Origin of the sequence: Lysinibacillus sp. NPDC095746 (assembly GCF_044763535.1) — a bacterium.
GTDB lineage: Bacteria > Bacillota > Bacilli > Bacillales_A > Planococcaceae > Lysinibacillus.
This window is the reverse complement of sequence record NZ_JBIWGL010000001.1, coordinates 148,827-168,232: the sequence shown is the minus strand read 5'-3', so window position 1 is coordinate 168,232 and position 19,406 is coordinate 148,827. Positions and strand designations below refer to the sequence as shown.

15 protein-coding genes and 1 other RNA gene are annotated in these 19,406 nt (G+C 37.7%); 14 read left to right on the top strand and 2 right to left on the bottom strand.

The annotated features are described in order from the left end of the window. The first annotated feature begins 11 nt into the window (after positions 1 to 11). Genes ACIQ7N_RS00830 through ACIQ7N_RS00820 form a run of 3 tightly spaced genes read left to right on the top strand, consistent with a single transcriptional unit; the run spans position 12 to position 1,738 of the window. Positions 12 to 740: a DnaD domain-containing protein gene (locus ACIQ7N_RS00830; RefSeq protein ID WP_402929587.1), complete on the top strand. Its 729-nt coding sequence runs from the start codon at positions 12 to 14 to the stop codon at positions 738 to 740. Between the two features lie 12 nt (positions 741 to 752). Beyond that, complete coding sequence (gene nth, locus ACIQ7N_RS00825; protein WP_402929585.1) at positions 753 to 1,415, top strand: endonuclease III; 663 nt, start codon at positions 753 to 755, stop codon at positions 1,413 to 1,415. Further along, positions 1,412 to 1,738 (top strand): YpoC family protein, encoded by a 327-nt coding sequence (locus ACIQ7N_RS00820; protein ID WP_402929583.1) that lies wholly within the window; start codon positions 1,412 to 1,414, stop codon positions 1,736 to 1,738. Before nth ends, ACIQ7N_RS00820 begins: the two co-directional genes overlap by 4 nt. 333 nt (positions 1,739 to 2,071) lie before the next feature. Here the strand turns inward: ACIQ7N_RS00820 and ACIQ7N_RS00815 are convergent, their stop codons facing one another. Together ACIQ7N_RS00815 and recU are read right to left on the bottom strand one after the other, a co-directional pair. Continuing rightward, entirely contained in the window at positions 2,072 to 4,798 is a 2,727-nt protein-coding gene (locus tag ACIQ7N_RS00815; protein ID WP_402929581.1) for a transglycosylase domain-containing protein, read from the bottom strand. After that, the gene (recU, locus tag ACIQ7N_RS00810) at positions 4,795 to 5,445 is read right to left on the bottom strand and encodes a Holliday junction resolvase RecU (protein WP_402929579.1); all 651 of its coding nucleotides are present in this window, start codon (positions 5,443 to 5,445) and stop codon (positions 4,795 to 4,797) included. The genes ACIQ7N_RS00815 and recU overlap by 4 nt, the downstream gene beginning before the upstream one ends. Positions 5,446 to 5,857: 412 nt before the next feature. On the opposite strand from recU, the gene ACIQ7N_RS00805 reads away from it, so the two are divergent. The 11 genes from ACIQ7N_RS00805 (at position 5,858) to ACIQ7N_RS00755 (ending at position 19,372) form a co-directional block, all read left to right on the top strand. Further along, complete coding sequence (locus ACIQ7N_RS00805) at positions 5,858 to 6,052, top strand: hypothetical protein (protein ID WP_053482465.1); 195 nt, start codon at positions 5,858 to 5,860, stop codon at positions 6,050 to 6,052. A gap of 678 nt (positions 6,053 to 6,730) precedes the next feature. Next, entirely contained in the window at positions 6,731 to 7,114 is a 384-nt protein-coding gene (locus ACIQ7N_RS00800) for a YppE family protein (protein ID WP_132359083.1), read from the top strand. Further along, positions 7,089 to 9,353: a DEAD/DEAH box helicase gene (locus ACIQ7N_RS00795; RefSeq protein WP_402929577.1), complete on the top strand. Its 2,265-nt coding sequence runs from the start codon at positions 7,089 to 7,091 to the stop codon at positions 9,351 to 9,353. The genes ACIQ7N_RS00800 and ACIQ7N_RS00795 overlap by 26 nt, the downstream gene beginning before the upstream one ends. A gap of 351 nt (positions 9,354 to 9,704) precedes the next feature. Then, on the top strand, positions 9,705 to 10,961 hold the full coding sequence (locus ACIQ7N_RS00790; protein WP_402929575.1) for a ribonuclease H-like domain-containing protein: 1,257 nt from the start codon (positions 9,705 to 9,707) through the stop codon (positions 10,959 to 10,961). Positions 10,962 to 11,079: 118 nt separating this feature from the next. After that, positions 11,080 to 11,373, top strand: a complete 294-nt coding sequence (gpsB, locus tag ACIQ7N_RS00785) for a cell division regulator GpsB (protein WP_132359074.1) — start codon at positions 11,080 to 11,082, stop codon at positions 11,371 to 11,373. Positions 11,374 to 11,433: 60 nt separating this feature from the next. Then, positions 11,434 to 11,814, top strand: an RNA gene (gene rnpB, locus ACIQ7N_RS00780) — RNase P RNA component class B. 293 nt (positions 11,815 to 12,107) lie between these two features. Next, positions 12,108 to 13,847 (top strand): GGDEF domain-containing phosphodiesterase, encoded by a 1,740-nt coding sequence (locus ACIQ7N_RS00775; protein ID WP_248718519.1) that lies wholly within the window; start codon positions 12,108 to 12,110, stop codon positions 13,845 to 13,847. A 3-nt stretch (positions 13,848 to 13,850) separates the two neighbouring features. Continuing rightward, the gene (locus ACIQ7N_RS00770; protein WP_132359068.1) at positions 13,851 to 14,987 is read left to right on the top strand and encodes a THUMP domain-containing class I SAM-dependent RNA methyltransferase; all 1,137 of its coding nucleotides are present in this window, start codon (positions 13,851 to 13,853) and stop codon (positions 14,985 to 14,987) included. An 85-nt stretch (positions 14,988 to 15,072) separates the two neighbouring features. Continuing rightward, positions 15,073 to 16,980 (top strand): ATP-dependent DNA helicase, encoded by a 1,908-nt coding sequence (locus tag ACIQ7N_RS00765; RefSeq protein ID WP_402929572.1) that lies wholly within the window; start codon positions 15,073 to 15,075, stop codon positions 16,978 to 16,980. A gap of 390 nt (positions 16,981 to 17,370) precedes the next feature. Beyond that, positions 17,371 to 18,801: a sensor histidine kinase gene (locus tag ACIQ7N_RS00760; protein WP_402929570.1), complete on the top strand. Its 1,431-nt coding sequence runs from the start codon at positions 17,371 to 17,373 to the stop codon at positions 18,799 to 18,801. Continuing rightward, positions 18,794 to 19,372: an ANTAR domain-containing response regulator gene (locus tag ACIQ7N_RS00755; RefSeq protein WP_132359062.1), complete on the top strand. Its 579-nt coding sequence runs from the start codon at positions 18,794 to 18,796 to the stop codon at positions 19,370 to 19,372. Before ACIQ7N_RS00760 ends, ACIQ7N_RS00755 begins: the two co-directional genes overlap by 8 nt. Positions 19,373 to 19,406 lie beyond the last annotated feature (34 nt).

Here is a 19,406-nt window from a genome sequence, read left to right as displayed (position 1 = left end):
TCAAGTATAATATGAGCACAAATAACGATCGACTCCGTACATGGACTGAGCAGAGAATGATTCAAATTCCTCAGCTGTTTTTTCAGTTTTATAAGGAGTTAAATATTGAGGATGATGAGGCACTTATTGTGATGCATTTACTTGCGTTCCATATGGAGGGGAATGATTTTCCTACGCCTAATGACCTGATGAATCGTCTGACAATGCCTGACAATGACATTACTTCACGACTACAGCGATTAATGCAAAAAGGTTTCCTTGAAATAACAAGCGATGTCGATGCAAATGGCAAACTATATGAAAAATATTCGGTATACCCACTTTGGGAGCGTATTATGCAGATGATTGAAATGAAGGAACATCAAAAATCAGCAGCTTCACTTCGACAAGAAGAGGGTGAAATATTCCGATTATTTGAAGAGGAAATGGGGCGTCTTTTATCTCCTTTAGAGCTAGAAAAAATCGGATCTTGGTTAGATGAGGATAAGCACAGTCCGGCGCTTATTAAGGAGGCGCTTAAGGAGGCTGTATTTGCTGGCAAGCTAAGTATTCGTTATATAGATCGAATATTACTGGAGTGGAAAAAGAAAAATATTGCGACACCACAGGCAGCACAGAAGCAAAGCGAACAGTTCCGGGAAAAACAAACATTTAACCGACCGCCAGTCCGAACAATGCAGCAAGAAACGCAGTCGACAAATAAAGTACCATTTTATAATTGGTTAGAAGAAAGAGAATAGGAGGCTTCCGACATGTTAACAAAAAAACAATGGGAGCATTGTCTAGCGGAAATGGATCGTATGTTTCCTGATGCACATTGTGAGTTAGTACATGACAATCCGTTTGAACTAACTATTGCCACGTTATTATCGGCACAATGTACAGATGTACTTGTAAACAAAGTAACGAAAACATTGTTTCAAAAATATAAAAAGCCGGAAGATTACTTAGCTGTATCCTTAGAAGAGCTACAACAGGACATTCGCTCCATTGGCTTGTATCGAAATAAGGCAAAGAATATTCAAGCATTATGTCAAAGGCTATTAGAGGAATACGAGGGAGAAATACCTGCAAGTCGAGAAACACTAGTCACATTGCCTGGTGTTGGTCGTAAGACTGCTAATGTCGTGTTGTCTGTTGCTTTTGAAATTCCTGCACTTGCAGTAGATACACATGTAGAGCGCGTCTCTAAGCGATTGGGGCTTTGTCGCTGGAAGGATTCAGTGCTTGAAGTCGAAGAAACAATTATGAAAAAAACACCGATGGACAAATGGTCGAAAACACATCACCAGTTAATTTTCTTCGGTCGTTATCATTGTAAAGCCCAAAACCCTAACTGTCACACTTGCCCTTTACTTGATGATTGTAGAGAAGGGCAAAAACGTTTAAAGAAAGGGTTGGTGAAGGAAGCGTGAATGTAGAGGCACTCGAAAAGGAAAAAGTAGATGCTTGGTTTGCAGAGTGGGCAGAACTAGAAGGCAAAATTCATGCAGCTCATGATACAAGGAATGGTGAAGCAAAAGGATTGATGGAAATGGCCATTTTATTGTTTGAGCGCTTAGTGCAAGGTGCAGGGGATGAAGTGTTGCCTATTAATGGTGTCGAACGCTTAACCTTTATAAAAGCAAAGCCTGGCCAATATGCTTGTTATCGTCAGATCGATGAATTATTTAAGGAAACAAAAAAGCGAGCAGCACGGCTACGCTTGCAGGCTGCAAAAAATAATACAGACAGATAGACCAAGCAAACTGAAAGATATAAAAAGAGGCTCACAAATGCATTTCAGCCAAAATACCGAACTATCCAATGAAACTCTTATGAAGTGTTTTGGAATAGTTCGGTTTTTCTGTTTATCGTATTTTGTTTTTTAGAATTATTCGGCTTTATGAAGGAACCATATAGTTATATCCCGGCTTTTTTTGTGATCAATTGATTGCATTAACTGTCAAAAAATCGTTAATACTTTCTTTATTCTCGACCGACGAAGAGACATACTTTTTTTGTGACTTAAAGACATATAGTTTTTCAACAACAAAAAAGCAGAGTAGCGTTATTGCTACTCTGCTTTATTTTATTCAGTACTACCGGTACCATCATCCGGTGCGGTTGGTTCAGTTGGCGTTGTTGGTGGCTTGCTACCATTATTGTTGCCGTTGTTGTTACCTGGGGGGGTACCGTTATTTCCTGTATTGCCGCTGTTACCGTTCCCACCGGCGTTACCATTGCCACCAGTGTTAGCATTGCCATTACCATTGTTGTTGTTATTGCCATTGTTACCATTTCCGTTACCATTGTGGTTACCGTTGTCCCCGTTGTTACCATTTTCATCAGGTGCTGTTGGCTCCTCAACATCAGGTTTATCCGGAGTATCTGGCTCTTTATCTTTATCCTCTTCATCAGTCGTACCTGCTATTTGGAAGGTAGCTGTACCTGGTTTACTGCGTGTATCCTCAACAACTGCTACGACAGAAATCGTGTAATTGCCATCTTCTAGTTCTTTGCTGCTAATTGATAAGTCTTTGCTTTCCGTTGTACCAAGAGAAATAGTTTTTCCGCCTTCTCGTTTAGCAGATACCTCGAAGGTAGTTGGTAGCGGTTCATTTGTTTCCGGATTAAGCATTGCATCATGCTCCCAAGAAATATTGATTGATTGACCTTCTATATCAAGGTTTGCACTTACATTGTAAGGTGAAGCAAGTTCCGGCATTGCGTATTCATCTGAAACATCCTTAGGCTCTGTACCACGGACAAATAGCTCTGTTCGACGTTTCTCACTTGGAGTAAAGTTACTTGCTAATTTAAGTGGCTTTGTGCCTGCTTCAATTGTAGCTTCCACAACTGAGCTTGGTTTTTTGAAACGTGGTGTTTCAACGTTCGCCGAAATCTCTTTCATAATTTGTTTAAATAAATGTTGTGGTAAACGACGTTCATCCCAAGTTGTAATAGGATCAAAGTGTTTTTCATAACCACTCCAAATAGCGATTGAATAGTTTGATGTGTAACCAGCAAACCATGAATCAGGTACACTTGTATCCGGTAAATTATGCTTGTTAAAATCAGCGCGTGAATAGTTTGTTGTACCTGTTTTACCTGCGATATCTAATCCAGGTACATTGGCTGCAGTACCTGACGCATCAGGTTTATTACCGACAACATCACGTAACATATCTGTCACCATATAAGCTGTATAATCGCTCATTGCTACATTAGACTCTGGTTTGTAGTCTTTTGTTGTTTTACCGTCACGGTAAACGATTTTTATAATTGAATGAGGATCAGTGTAAACACCATTATTCCCAAATGCTGCAAAGGAAGCAGCCATTTGCGTAGGAGACATCGTAATATCCCCACCACCGATCGCATCAGATTCGTAAACATTTTTAGCATCAATACCTAAACGGCCAATAAATTCTTTAGCTTTATCAATACCAACTTCTTGTAATGCTTTCACAGCTGGAACGTTACGTGAAGCATATAAAGCTTTACGTGCTGTTATTGCTCCCATATACTTATTATCCCAGTTTGTGATAGTTTGATCGGAACTTGAGTATTTCATAGGTTCATCCACAAGTGTTTGACCTGTTGACCATTTTAAATTTTCAATTGCTGGACCATAATCTAGTAATGGTTTCATAGTTGAGCCTGGTTGATGATGCAAGTCATATGCATAGTTCCAACCGCGTTCAGCCCCGTAATTGCGTCCGCCACCGATTGCTTGAATTTGACCACTTTTCGTATCAACGACAGTTACACCAGATTGAATCTCTTTAGTTGGGAAGTTACTGTCATCATTCATAATGTTTTCAACAATTTGTTGTGCTTTTGGATCAAGTGTTGTATAGACTTTAATTCCTTCAGCCATTGCACTACCGTCACCGTTTTTCTCGAGTTCATTAATAACAACATCAAGGAAGGCATCATATTTAGAGCCAGAAAATTTTTGACGTGTCGCATCGTCAGCTAGGCCAGCTTGTACGTTTACTTTCTTAGCTTCCTCCATTTGAGCTTTTGTAATTTTACCATGTTGATACATTAATCCTAGAACTGTATTACGACGTTTTTCTGCAAGTTCAGGATTTTTCAATGGATTGTAAGCATTTGGACGTTGTACTAAACCTGCAAGTAATGCCTCTTCATCTAAAGTTAAATCTTTTAGCTCTTTTCCATAGAAATATTGGGCTGCTGTACCGAAGCCATAAACACGACCTGACATCAGCATTTTGTTAAAGTACATTTCAAAAATTTCTTCTTTTGTATATTTACGTTCTAATTGGAAGGAAAGCCAAGCTTCCTGTGCCTTACGTTTTAATTTTTTCTCATTTTGTAAAAATGAGTTTTTAACAACTTGCTGTGTTAATGTTGAAGCCCCTTGTGCCCCGAAGCCATCACGGAAGTTAGCGAGTATTGCACCACCCAGGCGATAAAAATCCATACCACCGTGCTCGAAAAAACGTACATCTTCCGTTGCAAGGATCGCATTAATCATATCCTCTGGTATATCTTCATATTTTACATATTTACGATTTTCTGCACCAATTGTTGCAAATAAATCACCGTTTTTATCATAGAACTCTGAGGAAACTGGGTCCTTCAGTAAGTTTTCATCTAGTTCAGGTGCGCTACTTGCATAATAGGCGAATAACCCAGCACCTCCAATAAAACATGCAGCTATAACAGCTACTATTGTTAACGTAATGCGCTTGAACCATTTTTTCTTCGATGGTTTCGGAGCGCTTTTTTTATTTTTTTGAGCGAGAGCCTTTTGATGCTCACCGCGTGTTGGACGACGTTCAGTCATTCTACTATCTCCTCACTTTCAGAACCATGGCTTTTTGCTTCAATTAGCTTTTGAACAATCGGTAAATAATCGATCCGTGGATAATAGCTTGTAGGAATTTCAAAAGCTTCCTTTTCTATAGTAGTAAAGGGAATCGATTTACGTTCACCGTTTTCCATCGCTAGCCAGGCCTTTTGTAAAACATCGTATGGCACGATAAAATATCGTTCAAAAGCTGAGAAACGAACGATAATAAAAGCCACACCATTTTGTTCCGTCACTTGCTGCATATGTGTCATTTGATGTACGTGAATATTCTTTAGGGGAAAACTGGTCTTTGAAGCAGTTTCCTTTGCATCAAAATCAATATAATGCCCATTCCAAACACCATTGTAATCTGTTGTTGACGGTGCTCGGAAATAAGCCTCACGAATAACTGCAGCACTTCGTGATGGGTACTCTACTTTGACGATTTGCACGGGAACAGGTTTCTTATGAATGATAGCAAGTCGCCTTTTTACATAATAATCATTTGCTTCATTAATTTCATCTTCTAGTGTTTTCCCTCGATTACTAAAAGAAAAATCCTTGTCCTTTCCCTTTTTTGCTGTTTTTTGAACAGTTGGATTAGGGGAATATAATTTCCCATTCGGATAACGAATTGTCACTTAGTTCACCCTCTATAATACTGCTATTATACAATAGTTTACCATGATTAAGTAGCAGTTCTCCACTTCCAATAATAGTATGATTGATGCTAGATTAGCGGTAGTTTAAATTACCATTAAATAACCGATCTTTGGGCAATTTTCGCCTCTTAAAGTCGAAAAATATCATGTAATATAACTCGAGAATCGTCAAAATAACTGATGAAATTTCCAAACGAATTTATAGAAAAACCTGGTCTCTCGTTAGTTTCTCTACTTAATAGACGATTTTGAAGACTACGAAAATAGACTAGTTCAATTAAATTTTATCGAAATACTTCTTCTTTCAGCTAACTTACGCTTATTTTGTCACGCATGAAGGGTATTTTATACATGCGAGGAATACATAAATTAAAGCAAAGGAGGCGTTATTTTGAACAAGTTAAAACAATTAGTTGCGCAGTTGGATCTGGTCAATCAATTACTGTTAACGAGAGTGTCTTTGGAAAACAACGCACAGAGCATGAATTTTTTTATGCAGCTTAAATCTGTTAGCCAGAAAGTAAGCTTAGCAGAAAAGAACTGGCAAGTAAAGAATGCTTGTTCGCCTATTAGTAGTGAAAAATGATAGACTTTGGTACACTTATCTCATATGCAATATAAATAACCCAATATGAGTATTTTTCATACATTATCTACCACAATGAGTGATGTACCTTAAATAGTACTCATCACCAAAAGCTAGGGATGTCATTTTCTTGAAATATATGCCATTTATATGGGCAGATTTATGTGATGACTGGGCAACGCTTTAGTCACTGGTAAGACCTCGAGAATGCGCTAGTAGTGGACAAGACTAAAAACATTATATGTCCTGTGATAGCTCTTTTAAGACCAACATTGTGCGCTGTCGTTGCTCTTCCCACAGTCGAACGAAAATCAATCTCAAGTTTATGGTGATGAGCCATAAATAGAGCTTTTATTCATCATTGGGAGTAATATAACTCATATAATATAAATAATTTTGTAGACTAAGGTAGAACGAAATTTAGAATAATAGGTTCGCTTGCGCTCCTGTAAATGCAGGTGAATCTTTATTTTAAGGATGGATTCAACCTAAATACGATAAAATTCTAAGGTTCATCACCAAAAGTTGTGTTGAAACATGTGACATGTAATGCGTTAGAGGCTTCCGCACAGAAGAACCTTGGTTGTTCCATTCGGATGCTCAGGAAAGTGCTTAGCCGAAACGGATACAACCCAACTTTATGGTGATGAGCCTTCATTAATGAGATGAGGTGCGAAATTGTTGTTACTGCAGCAAACTTCCCAATTAATAGATGAATGTGAAAAATGTGTTTCACGCTTTTGGCAAATGCGTGAGGAGAATCGTTCTCCTGACTTTTTTGTGGAGGTTAAGCCACACGCTGATGTCATTCACCAGCTTTTAAAGGAATGGCAGCAAGAGGCGAATAAGTGGATTCAAAAAAATCAGCCAAAATATATGCATACACAACAAATTGCTTCAGCGGTGGAATCGATGGAGCAGTTTGTTGTGCAATCCTTTTATAAAGAAACGAGTAAAAAGCGTTTTTTAGATGCGATTCATTCAACGTCTTATACATTAAAAATTTTTGAAAGGTTAGTGAAGGAGATAGAAACAGATGTTATCGAAAAAAAGGACCATTAGTGAACTGTTAAACGAGTGGAGATATGATGAGGAGTTAAAGGAACGCATTTTACACTGGCAAACGCTTGAAGGGCGTGAAGCTAAATATGCACCTTTACCAGAGAATTTACATCCTTCACTTGTAAAGGCTCTTCGCACAAGAGGGATAGAACAACTGTATACCCATCAACGTCAGGCGTTTGATTATGCGATGGAGGGTGTTTCCTTTACTGCCGTTACACCAACAGCTTCTGGAAAATCATATTGCTACCATTTACCGGTACTACAAAAAATATTAAATGATAAAAATTCACGCGCGATTTATTTATTTCCAACGAAAGCTTTGGCGCAGGATCAGAAAAATGATTTAAATGAATTAATCGAACAAAGCGGTGAGGAAATTTTAAGTTATACGTATGACGGGGATACCGCGCCTGGCATTCGCCAAAAGGTTCGTAAGGCAGGGCATATTGTAATGACAAATCCTGATATGCTTCATTCAGGAATTTTGCCACATCATACGAAATGGGTTTCACTATTTGAAAATTTGCAGTATATCGTCATTGATGAGTTGCATACATATAAAGGTGTGTTTGGCTCGCATGTTGCGCACGTTATTCGAAGATTAAAACGTATTTGTGATTTTTATGGCAGTAAGCCGATTTTCATTTGTACATCAGCAACGATCAAAAATCCAAAAGAGTTAGCGGAAGCTTTAACGAATGAAAGCCATGCCTTAATTAGCGATTCTGGAGCGCCAGTTGGGAAAAAGACATTTCTTTTTTATAATCCACCAATCGTCCATAAAACATTTGGCGTACGTCGAAGTGCTGTTTTAGAGGTGAGCGATCTCGCGAAAAGATTATATACAGCAGGTATTCAAACGATTATTTTTGCTAAAAGTCGTGTGCGAGTAGAAATGATTGTGACGTATTTAAAAGAGCTTACACGCAATAAGCTTTTAGATGAATCGGTGAGAGGTTATCGTGGTGGTTATTTACCCTCTGAGCGACGTGTTATTGAACGAGGGCTTCGTGATGGTACTATTCAAACGGTGGTTAGTACAAATGCGCTGGAATTAGGCGTTGATATTGGCCAATTACAAGCATGTATCATGACAGGATACCCGGGAAATATCGCTAGTGCTTGGCAGCAAGCTGGGCGTGCTGGCCGTCGTCAGGACGAGGCGCTAATCATTTATGTAGCGCAATCGGCAGCACTTGACCAGTACGTAGTGAACCATCCACTTTTTTTACTTGGCAGTGCACCAGAGGAGGCGCGTATTTATCCTGAAAATATGTTGATTTTAATGGATCATTTGAAATGTGCAGCGTTTGAGCTACCATTTTCCGTACACGATATGTATGGTGAATATGAGATTCAGGAGTTACTGGCCTATTTAGCGGAGGAAGGCGTTATTTTTAAAACGAGTGAGAAGTGGCATTGGATGAGTGACCGTTTCCCGGCACATGACATTAGTCTTCGTTCTGCTTCACAAGAAAATGTTGTGATAATTGATATGACTGTTCCTGCACAAACAAAGGTAATCGGTGAAATGGATCGTCATAGTGCGATGACATTACTTCATGAAGAAGCGATTTATTTGCATCAGGGCATTCAATTTCAAGTAGAAAAGCTTGATTGGGAAGAAAAGAAAGCGTATGTACGGGAAGTAGATGTCGATTACTATACTGATGCAAATTTAGCAGTAGAGATGAAGGTGCTAGAAGAAGATCGGAGTCGAGATTATCAGGGTGGAGTTATTGGCTTCGGTGATGTAGGGTTAGTCGCACAGGCAACGATCTTTAAAAAAATACGCTTCGGTACACACGATAATATCGGCTCTGGTCCTATTCATTTACCACCAGATGAAATGCATACAAGCTCATCGTGGCTATCATTCTCTGCGCTAGAAAAATGGTCGGAGGCGGAACTAACAGACGCCATGACTGGAGCTGCCTATGCGATGAATGCGTTCATACCTTTGTTTATTCAGTGTGATAGTAGTGATGTAGCAGTTGTCCCACAAGTAAAGGCAACTCATAATGAGCAACCGACGTTTTTTGTTTATGACAAGTATCCTGGTGGTATTGGTCTGAGTGAAAAAGTTTATGAACTATGGGAAGAGCTATTATCGAGAACTCAGCACCATGTAGTAAGCTGTGCTTGTGAATCAGGTTGTCCATCGTGTATAGGAGCTCAAGATAGCTTGCAGCAGGGGAAGAAGAAAGTAATAGAGCTGCTTCAAGTTTTAAATTAAAGTACAAAGAGGGCTTGATAGGAAAAAGTCTAATACTATTCCTAAGTCCTCTTCTTTCATTCGTGTATAAACCAATTCCCGGTTGCTCAATTTCAGCGAAAAATCTACTCTTAGTCGAAATAGATTTTAATTATTAACTTTATCCACTAAATTGGCCTGTACTCTACGACGAAATCAAAACGACAAGAGTACTCGTCTAGCCCTTCTAAAAATCACGTCCTTTTTAGCTAAAAGTTGCACTATGATTACTATAAGTTATACTTGTGGTAAAAACTCAAAATAGTTTATAGCAAGCAAAGAAAAACGTACACAAATTTTAGCAATTTTACATGCAGAAAATGAGTGAAGGAAATGTCTTACGAAAATAAAATTTTACAAATGAAAAAAATGCTCGGTAAAAAAACGACAACAACTATAAAAAAAGAGGAAAAACCTGTTTATCAAAAGCCTATTGCTCCAAGCTATACAGAGCGGTGGGAAAAAGCGGGCTTAACGGTTGTAGAAAATGATTTCGGTCTTGTTTTTAAACGACAAGTGCGTTATCCATTTAGTTATCAGCATGGTCATTATAAATTGCAGTCATTTTTTGATGCATTAGGAAAATGGCAAAAGGCAAAGTTCGAACATCCATATGCGTTAGCAATGAATGAAAAAGTATTGTTTTTTGATACGGAAACGACTGGGTTAAAGGGTGTAGGTACACAAATTTTTCTTCTGGGCTTTTTAGAAGTGTCAAAAGAAGATGAAAGCTTTATTTTAACGCAATTTATTCTAGCCGATCCTGCTCATGAGGCGGCGTTACTTTTTGAATCGAAGCTTTGGCAAAAAACAGCAACGGTGATTACCTACAATGGAAAAAGCTTTGACTGGCCGCAACTTGAAACCCGTTGGACACTCCATCAAAAAGAATTACCTAAATTGCGTACACAGCGGCAAATTGATTTGTTGCATAGTTCAAAGCGTTTATGGAAAAATGATATGGAACGAATGAAATTAAAATCTGTGGAAGAAGAGAAGCTTGGCTTTTCCCGTATTGGAGATATACCTGGATATCTAGCACCAATCATTTATTTAGATGCCATTAAAAGCGGTGTACCAGATGCACTTATGAAAGTCCTTCTTCACAATGAATGGGATTTACTTTCACTGATTACGCTTTATGTCCATTCTACAAATTTGCTATTTGAGGAGGCAAGCGAAGAATCGGCAAAAACGTTTACAAATATCGGGAAATGGTATGCTGATTTAAAAGAGGGTTCACAGAGCGTAAAAGTTTTGGAAAAGGTAACGACCCAATTTGATGCACTTGAAGCAGGAAATGCACAATATTATTTAGCAATCCAGCATAAAAGAAATAAAAAGTTTAGTGAAGCAATCGATGCATTTGTGGCTGCTCTTCATTTCGTTGATTCACAAAAAAAGTTGCATGTATTAGAACAGCTCGCTATGATATATGAACATCAAATGAAAGATTATAACCAGGCCATTTATTATACGCAAGAGGGCATAAAATTAATTAAAAAGAATGAGCAATGGAGAGTAGAACAAAAGGAGAAATGGGAAATTTCTTGGGAAAAGAGGTTACTCAGATTAGGAAATAAGAAATAATTTCCCGGGTAAGCGCAAGAAACGACAAGTTTAGCCTTACATTTGATGTTTCCAAACGATATAATATGATGAAGTGTGCTATAATGTAACGTATGTAGTGTGAGGAAGGGCGATGTGAATGGATATTAAATTAACGTCAAAAATGATCCTTGAAAAGGAATTTAAGAAAAATTTTAAAGGCTACAATGTTGAAGAAGTCGATTCATTTCTTGATGAAATAATACAAGACTATGAAACGTTTGAAAAAGTGGTGGCCCAACTTCGTGAAGAAAATAAACAGTTAAAAGAAGAAATTGATAATACTCCTAAGAGACAACCTGTTGCATCTGCTACTGGTACGACAAACTTTGATATTTTAAAACGTCTTTCGAATTTAGAGAAACACGTATTTGGTAGTAAGTTGTACGAATAATTTTTTGTCAAATATATTGTATTTATCATAAAACTCTAGTATAATCTTTTTATCATCATGAAATTCTGGTAATCGCTGCGGCGCTAGACGTCGTAGAGGAAAGTCCATGCTCGCACGGTTCTGAGATGACCGTAGTGTTCGTGCTTACTGAAAAAATAAGGTAAGGCAGCTGTAAAGGCTGACGGCGGAAGGAAAACCTAAGTCTTAATGATATGGTTGAAACTTCCTGAAAGTGCCACAGTGACGTAGCTTGCTTGGAAACATGCAAGGTGGAACGAGGTAAACCCCACGAGTGAGAAACCCAAATTATGGTAGGGGCACTCTCTTGAAGGAATTGAACGGATAGAGGGACAGAGCTTGCTCTGTAGATAGATGATTACTACCCGGTCGTACGAGGCGATAGCTGTTTGAGTACTCGGGAACAAAACATGGCTTATGGAATTTTATTGATGCTTATTATGAAATGACAAGCGCTCTCCAATTTGGTGGAGAGCTTTTCTTTTGAATACAGTAAGAAAAAGTTACTTGTTAATCATGTCTAGACATGCGCGATATACGTTTGAGAATAAGGCTGTACACTATTGGTCATGCCCCTGTCCCTACGATTCAAAACATAAACATCTAATAAACTATTATCGCAACGATGTACATATTGTCTACATACGAGTAGACTGACGCAAAAGCGCTTTTCTGAAAAATAAGGGTAGTAAAGAGAGATAGGATGGAGCGGAAACATGAACGGAGTGAACGATAGTCTGGAGAAGCTAAATTCGATTTCCAAATATCCTACTGCTTTAATGACAAAAATCTTCGAAAATGTATCTGAAGGCATTATGATTACGGATAAAGAGAAAAGAATAGAATTGGTCAATCCTGCATTTGAATTTGTTACCGGCTATAAGCGTAATGAAGTTATTGGAAAAACGCCAGCCGTTCTACAGTCAGGTGTTCACGAATTGCAATTTTATTTAGATATGTGGCAAAAGATACGACAAGAAGGCAATTGGCAGGGGGAAATATGGAATCGTCGTAAAACAGGAGACGTATATCCAGAATGGTTAACAATTGTTGGTATAACCAATGATGAAGGAGAAATTACAAATTACTGTGGTATTTTCACAGATTTGTCTGAGAGAAAAATAGTAGAAAATGAACTAGAAAAGCGTTTATTAACTGACTCATTAACGGAAGTATCAAATCGATTTGCATATATTGAAAGAATGGATAATCTACTAGAATCAACTTCTACTATTTCTCATTCAGTACAGCATGCAGTCTATTTTTTAGATTTAGATCGATTTAAGCAAATTAATGATACGTTAGGTCATGCGGTCGGAGATACCATTCTAGTAGAAGTGGCAAAGCGCTTAAAAACATTATTGAAAAATAAAGATATCATTGCTAGATATGGCGGTGACGAATTTATTATAACGTTAACAAACGTGAAGAATGCCAAAGAAGCCGCAAATTTTGCTGAACAAATTATTGGGATTATTGAACAGCCTTTGGATATTAATGGTCAAGATATTTTTATTTCTACGAGTATTGGTATTAGTATGTATCCATTAGATGGTGAAGCAACGGAGCAATTGATTCATTGTGCTGACAAGGCAATGACATATTCAAAAAAGAATGGCCTTAACGACTATGCTTTTTATTTTGATGAATTGAAGACTGACTCTCAGCGTGTTTTATTATTAGATTCAGAACTACGAAGAGCAATCGAAAACCGGGAATTTGATCTGCACTTCCAACCTAAAGTATCTATGGAAAATGATGAAATTCAAGGGTTAGAGGCACTGGTTCGTTGGAATAGTGAAAGACTAGGATTTGTTTCTCCAGCAGAATTTATTCCGTATGCTGAGGAAACAGGATTAATCATTCCTTTAAGTGAAGTGATTATAGAAAAAGCTTGTGAGGCAGTTATAGAGATGCGTCAATGTGGCTACAAAACGCCAATTGCTATTAATATTTCAAGTATTCACTTTAAGCAACAAAACTTTTTAGACTCTGTTCAGTCAATATTAGAGCGTTATAACACGCCTGCTAACAATTTTGAAATCGAAGTTACAGAACGTACTGTGATGAACAGTGCCAATGAAACAGTTAGCAAACTTGTGCAACTGAAGAAAATGGGCTTTAAAATTTCTATTGATGATTTTGGGACAGGTTATTCATCCCTTAGTTATTTGGTGCGCTTCCCCCTGGATTATTTAAAAATCGACCGAAGCTTTATTCAGCATATTGGCTCACTCGATGAAAAACAGGCAGTAGTGGATGCAATTATTCAAATGTCGCATCGTCTAAAAATGAAAGTTGTTGCTGAAGGTGTAGAACAAGCACAACAAGTGGATATACTACGTAAAATGAACTGTGATATAATTCAAGGTTATTATTACAGCAAACCGTTGCCACTTCACGAACTTATTGAGTTTATGGAGTATTGGGAAATTGAACATCAAGGAAGGAATTAGTGTATGGCAAACTATAAATTAGTAGCAACTGCAGCAATGGGACTAGAGTCGATTGTAGCACAAGAGGTACAGGCATTAGGCTATGAAACAACAGTCGATAACGGCAAAGTGTATTTTGAAGGTGACGAAACGGCCATTGCACGGACAAACTTATGGCTACGTGTAGCTGACCGTGTAAAAATCGTTGTAGGACAGTTCCCCGCTAAATCTTTTGAACAATTATTTGAAAGTGTAAAAGCGCTACCTTGGGAAAAATACTTACCAGTTGATGCAGCTTTTCCGGTATCGGGGAAATCTGTTAAATCCAAATTATTTAGTGTACCCGATTGTCAGGCAATTACTAAAAAAGCAATTGTAGAGCGCATGAAACAACATTACAAGCGTTTAGGATTTTTAGATGAATCAGGTGCAACGTATAAAATAGAAGTTTCAATTTTAAAAGATGTGGCGACACTTACTATTGATACTTCGGGTGCTGGCTTGCATAAGCGTGGTTATCGTCAAGCACAGGGCGAAGCACCATTAAAAGAAACATTAGCAGCAGCACTTGTACAAATTTCAAAGTGGAATCCGAATCGACCATTTGTTGATCCATTCTGCGGTTCAGGGACAATTGCATTAGAAGCAGCAATGTTTGGCCAAAATATTGCACCAGGCTATAATCGTGAATTTATTTCAGAGAATTGGCCATGGATGAAGGCGAAAATTTGGGATGCAGTGCGAGATGAAGCGGATAGCTTAGCGAACTACGATCAGCCATTAGAAATTATCGGGTCTGATATAGATCATCGTATGGTGAGTATTGCACAAGAAAATGCATTAGAAGCGGGCTTTGGTGATATGATTACGTTCAAGCAAATGCAAGCACGTGATTTTACAACACAGCTAACAGATGGTGTTATGATTGGTAATCCACCATACGGAGAGCGTATTGGTGACATCGAAGTCGTGGAGCAGGTCATTCGTGATTTAGGAAAAGTCATGAAAAACTATCCGACTTGGTCTGTATACATGCTGTCTTCAATGAAAAACTTTGAGGAATTGTACGGTCGTCAATCGACGAAGAAGCGTAAATTATTCAATGGCTTTATTGAAACAAATTATTACCAGTTCTGGGGACAAAAGTCTAAAAGAGATTAACAAACGGTAACGGAAGATAAGATTTTTTCTTATCTTCCGTTTCGTCGCGTATAATAGGAGCAGATAGTTAGAGGGGGAACGTCAATTGCGTAAATCTTTACCATTTGTATTAACGAAGGACCGCTCATTTTTTGAGTCATTAGGTGACTGGATGGGGGACGTCCTTTACGATGAATTACCAGAAAAGGGCTTTGAATGCCGTGATGAACAAATTTTTATGGCATATCAAATTGAGCAAGCTCTAAAAGAAAAAAACGTGCTTTTTGCTGAGGCAGGTGTAGGAACTGGAAAAACAATTGCCTATTTACTACCAGCTGTATCCTATGCACGTTATACTGGAAAACCAGCCCTAATCGCATGTGCTGATGAAACATTAATCGATCAGCTAGTAAAAGAGGGCGGCGATATTTATAAGCTACAAAAAACGTTAGGTCTTGAAATTGATGTTCGCTTAGCAAAGTCACGAGATCAATATTTATGTTTAAAGCGTTTTGAGGATGCGGAAAAAGTGGTGTCCGATGAATGGATCGACGATATTGCGTTTTCTATACCTGATGGCGTATATGCACAGGGCTCGATGATTGCTATACAACCTTATGGTGAGCGTAGTGATTATCCAACAGTTAGTGATGAAGATTGGCAAAAAGTAAACTACAACTCGATTATGCAGTGTTCTGTATGTGAGCTACGTAATCGATGTGGTCAAACATTACATCGTGCACATTATCGTAAATCGGCGGATCTCATTATTTGTTCACAAGATTTTTTAATGGAACATTTAGCTACAAAGGAATCTCGTGAACGTGAAGGGCAATTAGCTTTATTGCCTGAAGTGTCAATGATTGTGCTAGATGAAGGCCATTTATTAGAATATGCCGCACAAAAAGCAATGACGTATAAAGTACAGGCGACAACAATTGTTACATTGTTAGAGCGTTTAATGGTAGATGGTGTGCGAGAACGTACATTATATGCGATGGAAAAATTACAAGATAACCATGAGTTATTTTTTGACCAGCTACGAGATGATCTAGTAGCTTCTGAAGAAGAGCGGAAACGTATTAATAAATCGCCAAATTTATTGAAATACGGTAAACAGCTTATTGCTAATGTTGAAACATTACTCGAAGAATTTGTCTTTGAATCTGAAATGTATATGATTCCAGAATATGAATTAAATATGGCAGAGGAGTATTTAGAACAATACGAGGCATCCTTACGTATTTTCATAGCGCAGGGAGATGCAGTCGATTGGTTAGAGGAAACTGATGGAGAGGAAACGCTCGTAATTATGCCGCGCCTCATCACAGAAGTTTTAGCAGAAAAATTATTCTCTAAAAAACTTCCAATAATATTCTCTTCAGCAACTTTATCAGTCAACAAAGATTTTTCCTATATTGCTTATAGCTTAGGAATTCGTGATTATCAATCATTTTCTGTTCCATCACCATTCGATTATGAAGAAGTTATGCGAATTTATTTACATGAGCTATCACAAAAAGGGAAAACGGCGCGTGTTCAACAGCTATTACGTGACGGAGAAAAAACATTAATTTTATTTAAATCAAAACAAGCGATGTTAGATTTCAAAGCAGAGTTACCTCTTATGGAACGGATGTATGTAGCGTTTGAGGGGGACCGTGAACTATCAGGAATTGTGCGTGATTTCCAAGAAGGCACGATCAAAACATTATGCTCCTATCATTTATGGGAAGGTCTAGATTTGCCAGAGGAGGCATTAACACGAGTTATTATTTATGATTTGCCTTTCCCTCCACATGATCCATTATTTGATGCGAAACGTACATTTGCTGAAAATCCATATGAAGAAGTGGAATTACCGTTTATGCAACTTCGATTACAGCAAGGAATGGGGCGTTTAATTCGTACTTCAAATGACCATGGAGATATTCATATTTTGTTAAATGAAGAAGAAGCAAAGCAACGTGAAACATTTGAAAATATATTAGCCGTTACACCAGAAATTAAGTAGAAAAAAGCGAGTTTGCATCTGATGCAAGCTCGCTTTTTTTGTATATTAAAATAATATTTCTATCGCAAGATAATGATGAAGTTGAAAAAAGTGTTGAATATTTCTCTTTTAAGCTATATAGTTCTTTGTAATGCAACGAAAATTATTAAAATAAATTATTTTTTATATTGAAAATAATTTTGCAAAAGGTTTATAATGATGACAAGAAATTTTAAGAATAATCAAAATTAATTTGTTTCAGCGGAAGACCAAACTCCCGCTGAAACAAATTAAAGTCTCCGGCGAATGTCACGGAATCGGAAAGGAGCTCTTTGTGCGAGCACAAAGCCAATTCCGGACGCAATTATACCGAGGCATAATTGATTTTTTGGTTATTCCGTGATAGGGGGGTTGAGCCTGTCGAACATTCAATCGCTGTGCCAAAAATATACGAGCTTATCTGCCACAGATGTAGAGAAGTTAATAGAAATAGAAGCTACATTATCGTATTATGCTGAGTTGACAGATTGTTATATGTTCATAGATTGTATGCTGGAAAACTTACCACATGCAATTGTTGTGGCAGAGGCTTTCCCAAAAACAGAAAGTGGCTTATACGAAAAATCTGTAATTGGCAAATTTGTCTTTGAAAGCTTCGAACCAGCAGTATTTGCTGCGTTTAAAAATAAAGAAAAATCATCAATTACTAGAGCGATCACACAAGAAGGTATAACGGTTGAACAAAACGTTGTCCCTCTCTTTAATGACCAACAACAGGTGATTGCAGTGTTAATTCAGGAAAAAAAGGTGGAAATGCAAACAACACCTATAGATGATTTTCGACATATGCCTTTTGCATTAATTGAGCATATTGTAGAGCCAAATTCTCAACCGATTCCAGTGGTTTCTGATTTACTAGTAGAATCAATTATTCTCACAAATCACGAAAACAAAGTGATCTATAGCAATCCTGCGGGTCACCGATTTATATCGGAACTATCAGGGCTAGAACGTTTTGACAATGTTGCATTGAATAAGATTTTGCCTTTTTTACAGGAGGTCTATGATAAAGGCGATGATGTCTTTTTCTTAGAAATTACGATTGATCGTAAATCCTTTATTGTAAAGAAAATTCCTATTCATGATCAAAAAGATAAAGTGACACTCCTTATTATTCACGATCTTACAGAGCTAAAGCTGAAAGAAAATGAACTAATGATGAAAACATTTGCTATACGAGAAATTCACCACCGTGTGAAAAATAATTTACAGACCGTTACAAGTCTATTGCGGCTGCAAATGAGAAATGACTTGTCAGCTTCTAGTGCAAATGTATTTCAAGAGGCATTAAACCGAATATATAGTATTTCATCTGTTTATGAACTTATTTTAGAAAATGAAGATAACGCTGAAGAGAAAGTAGACGTTATCGCATTGTCTAAAAAAATTGGACATAAAATGGTTGGGACATCCAACACACCATCTATTCAATTAACCTTTCATGACGATAATGTACAGTTATTTTGTCATGCTAAAAAAGCTGTTTCGCTCGCATTAATCATTTGTGAGCTACTGCAAAATGCACTGAAATATGCTTTTATTGGTCGTGAGGAGGGTACAATCGATATTCAATTTCAACAGGATGCTTTTTCTATTTCACTTTATATTTCTGACAACGGCGTTGGAATGCAAGAGGTGAAAGCATCATTTGGAATGGAGATTATTACAAGGCTTGTTGAATATGATTTAGCTGGCACATTTTCAATTATCCCTAGCGAACAAGGTACACATACTCATATTCAGTTCCCTGTAAGTGAGGAGGTATTTATCTTAAATGACTAGGAAAGTTATGATTGTCGAAGATGAGTCGCTTATTGCAATTGATTTGAAGTTTATGCTAGAGGATAACGGCTACGAAGTGGTAGCACAAGCAAATAATGGAGAATCAGCCATTGAGTTGGCTTTTACACATAAGCCACAGTTAATTTTAATGGACATAAAAATGCCAAAGCTGGATGGTTTAAAGGCAAGCAAAATTATTGAACAGCAACTCGGTATACCGGTGCTATTTATATCAGCTTATAGTGAAAAAGAATTGTTACTGTACATGAAGCAGGACAATATTTTAGGCTATGTTATGAAACCGTTTTCTGAGAAGAATGTCCTTCCGGCGTTGGAGGTGGCATTTCACCAGATTGATAAGTTCAACCGCTTAAACGGGGAATTGCTGTATAAACAGACAGAATTAGAAAAGCGAAAAATAATCGAACGAGCAAAAGGTTTGCTCATGCAGTCAGAAAACCTTAGTGAGGACGAGGCTTATAAAAAAATTCGCAATGAGAGTATGCAGACTCAACAGGAAATGGTGCTTATTGCAAGGCGCATTATCAATTCATTACAAGTAAATAGTTAAAGCAAAGACGCTTTAAAGAGATTTCCTCTTTAAT

Excerpts from the sequence above, each read along its gene's own strand:
- ACIQ7N_RS00830 (WP_402929587.1), top strand. The coding sequence starts at position 12 with ATGAGCACAAATAACGATCGACTCCGTACATGGACTGAGCAGAGAATG.
- nth (WP_402929585.1), top strand. The coding sequence starts at position 753 with ATGTTAACAAAAAAACAATGGGAGCATTGTCTAGCGGAAATGGATCGT.
- ACIQ7N_RS00815 (WP_402929581.1), bottom strand. The coding sequence starts at position 4,798 with ATGACTGAACGTCGTCCAACACGCGGTGAGCATCAAAAGGCTCTCGCT.
- ACIQ7N_RS00795 (WP_402929577.1), top strand. The coding sequence starts at position 7,089 with ATGTTATCGAAAAAAAGGACCATTAGTGAACTGTTAAACGAGTGGAGA.
- ACIQ7N_RS00790 (WP_402929575.1), top strand. The coding sequence starts at position 9,705 with ATGTCTTACGAAAATAAAATTTTACAAATGAAAAAAATGCTCGGTAAA.
- gpsB (WP_132359074.1), top strand. The coding sequence starts at position 11,080 with ATGGATATTAAATTAACGTCAAAAATGATCCTTGAAAAGGAATTTAAG.
- ACIQ7N_RS00775 (WP_248718519.1), top strand. The coding sequence starts at position 12,108 with ATGAACGGAGTGAACGATAGTCTGGAGAAGCTAAATTCGATTTCCAAA.
- ACIQ7N_RS00770 (WP_132359068.1), top strand. The coding sequence starts at position 13,851 with ATGGCAAACTATAAATTAGTAGCAACTGCAGCAATGGGACTAGAGTCG.
- ACIQ7N_RS00755 (WP_132359062.1), top strand. The coding sequence starts at position 18,794 with ATGACTAGGAAAGTTATGATTGTCGAAGATGAGTCGCTTATTGCAATT.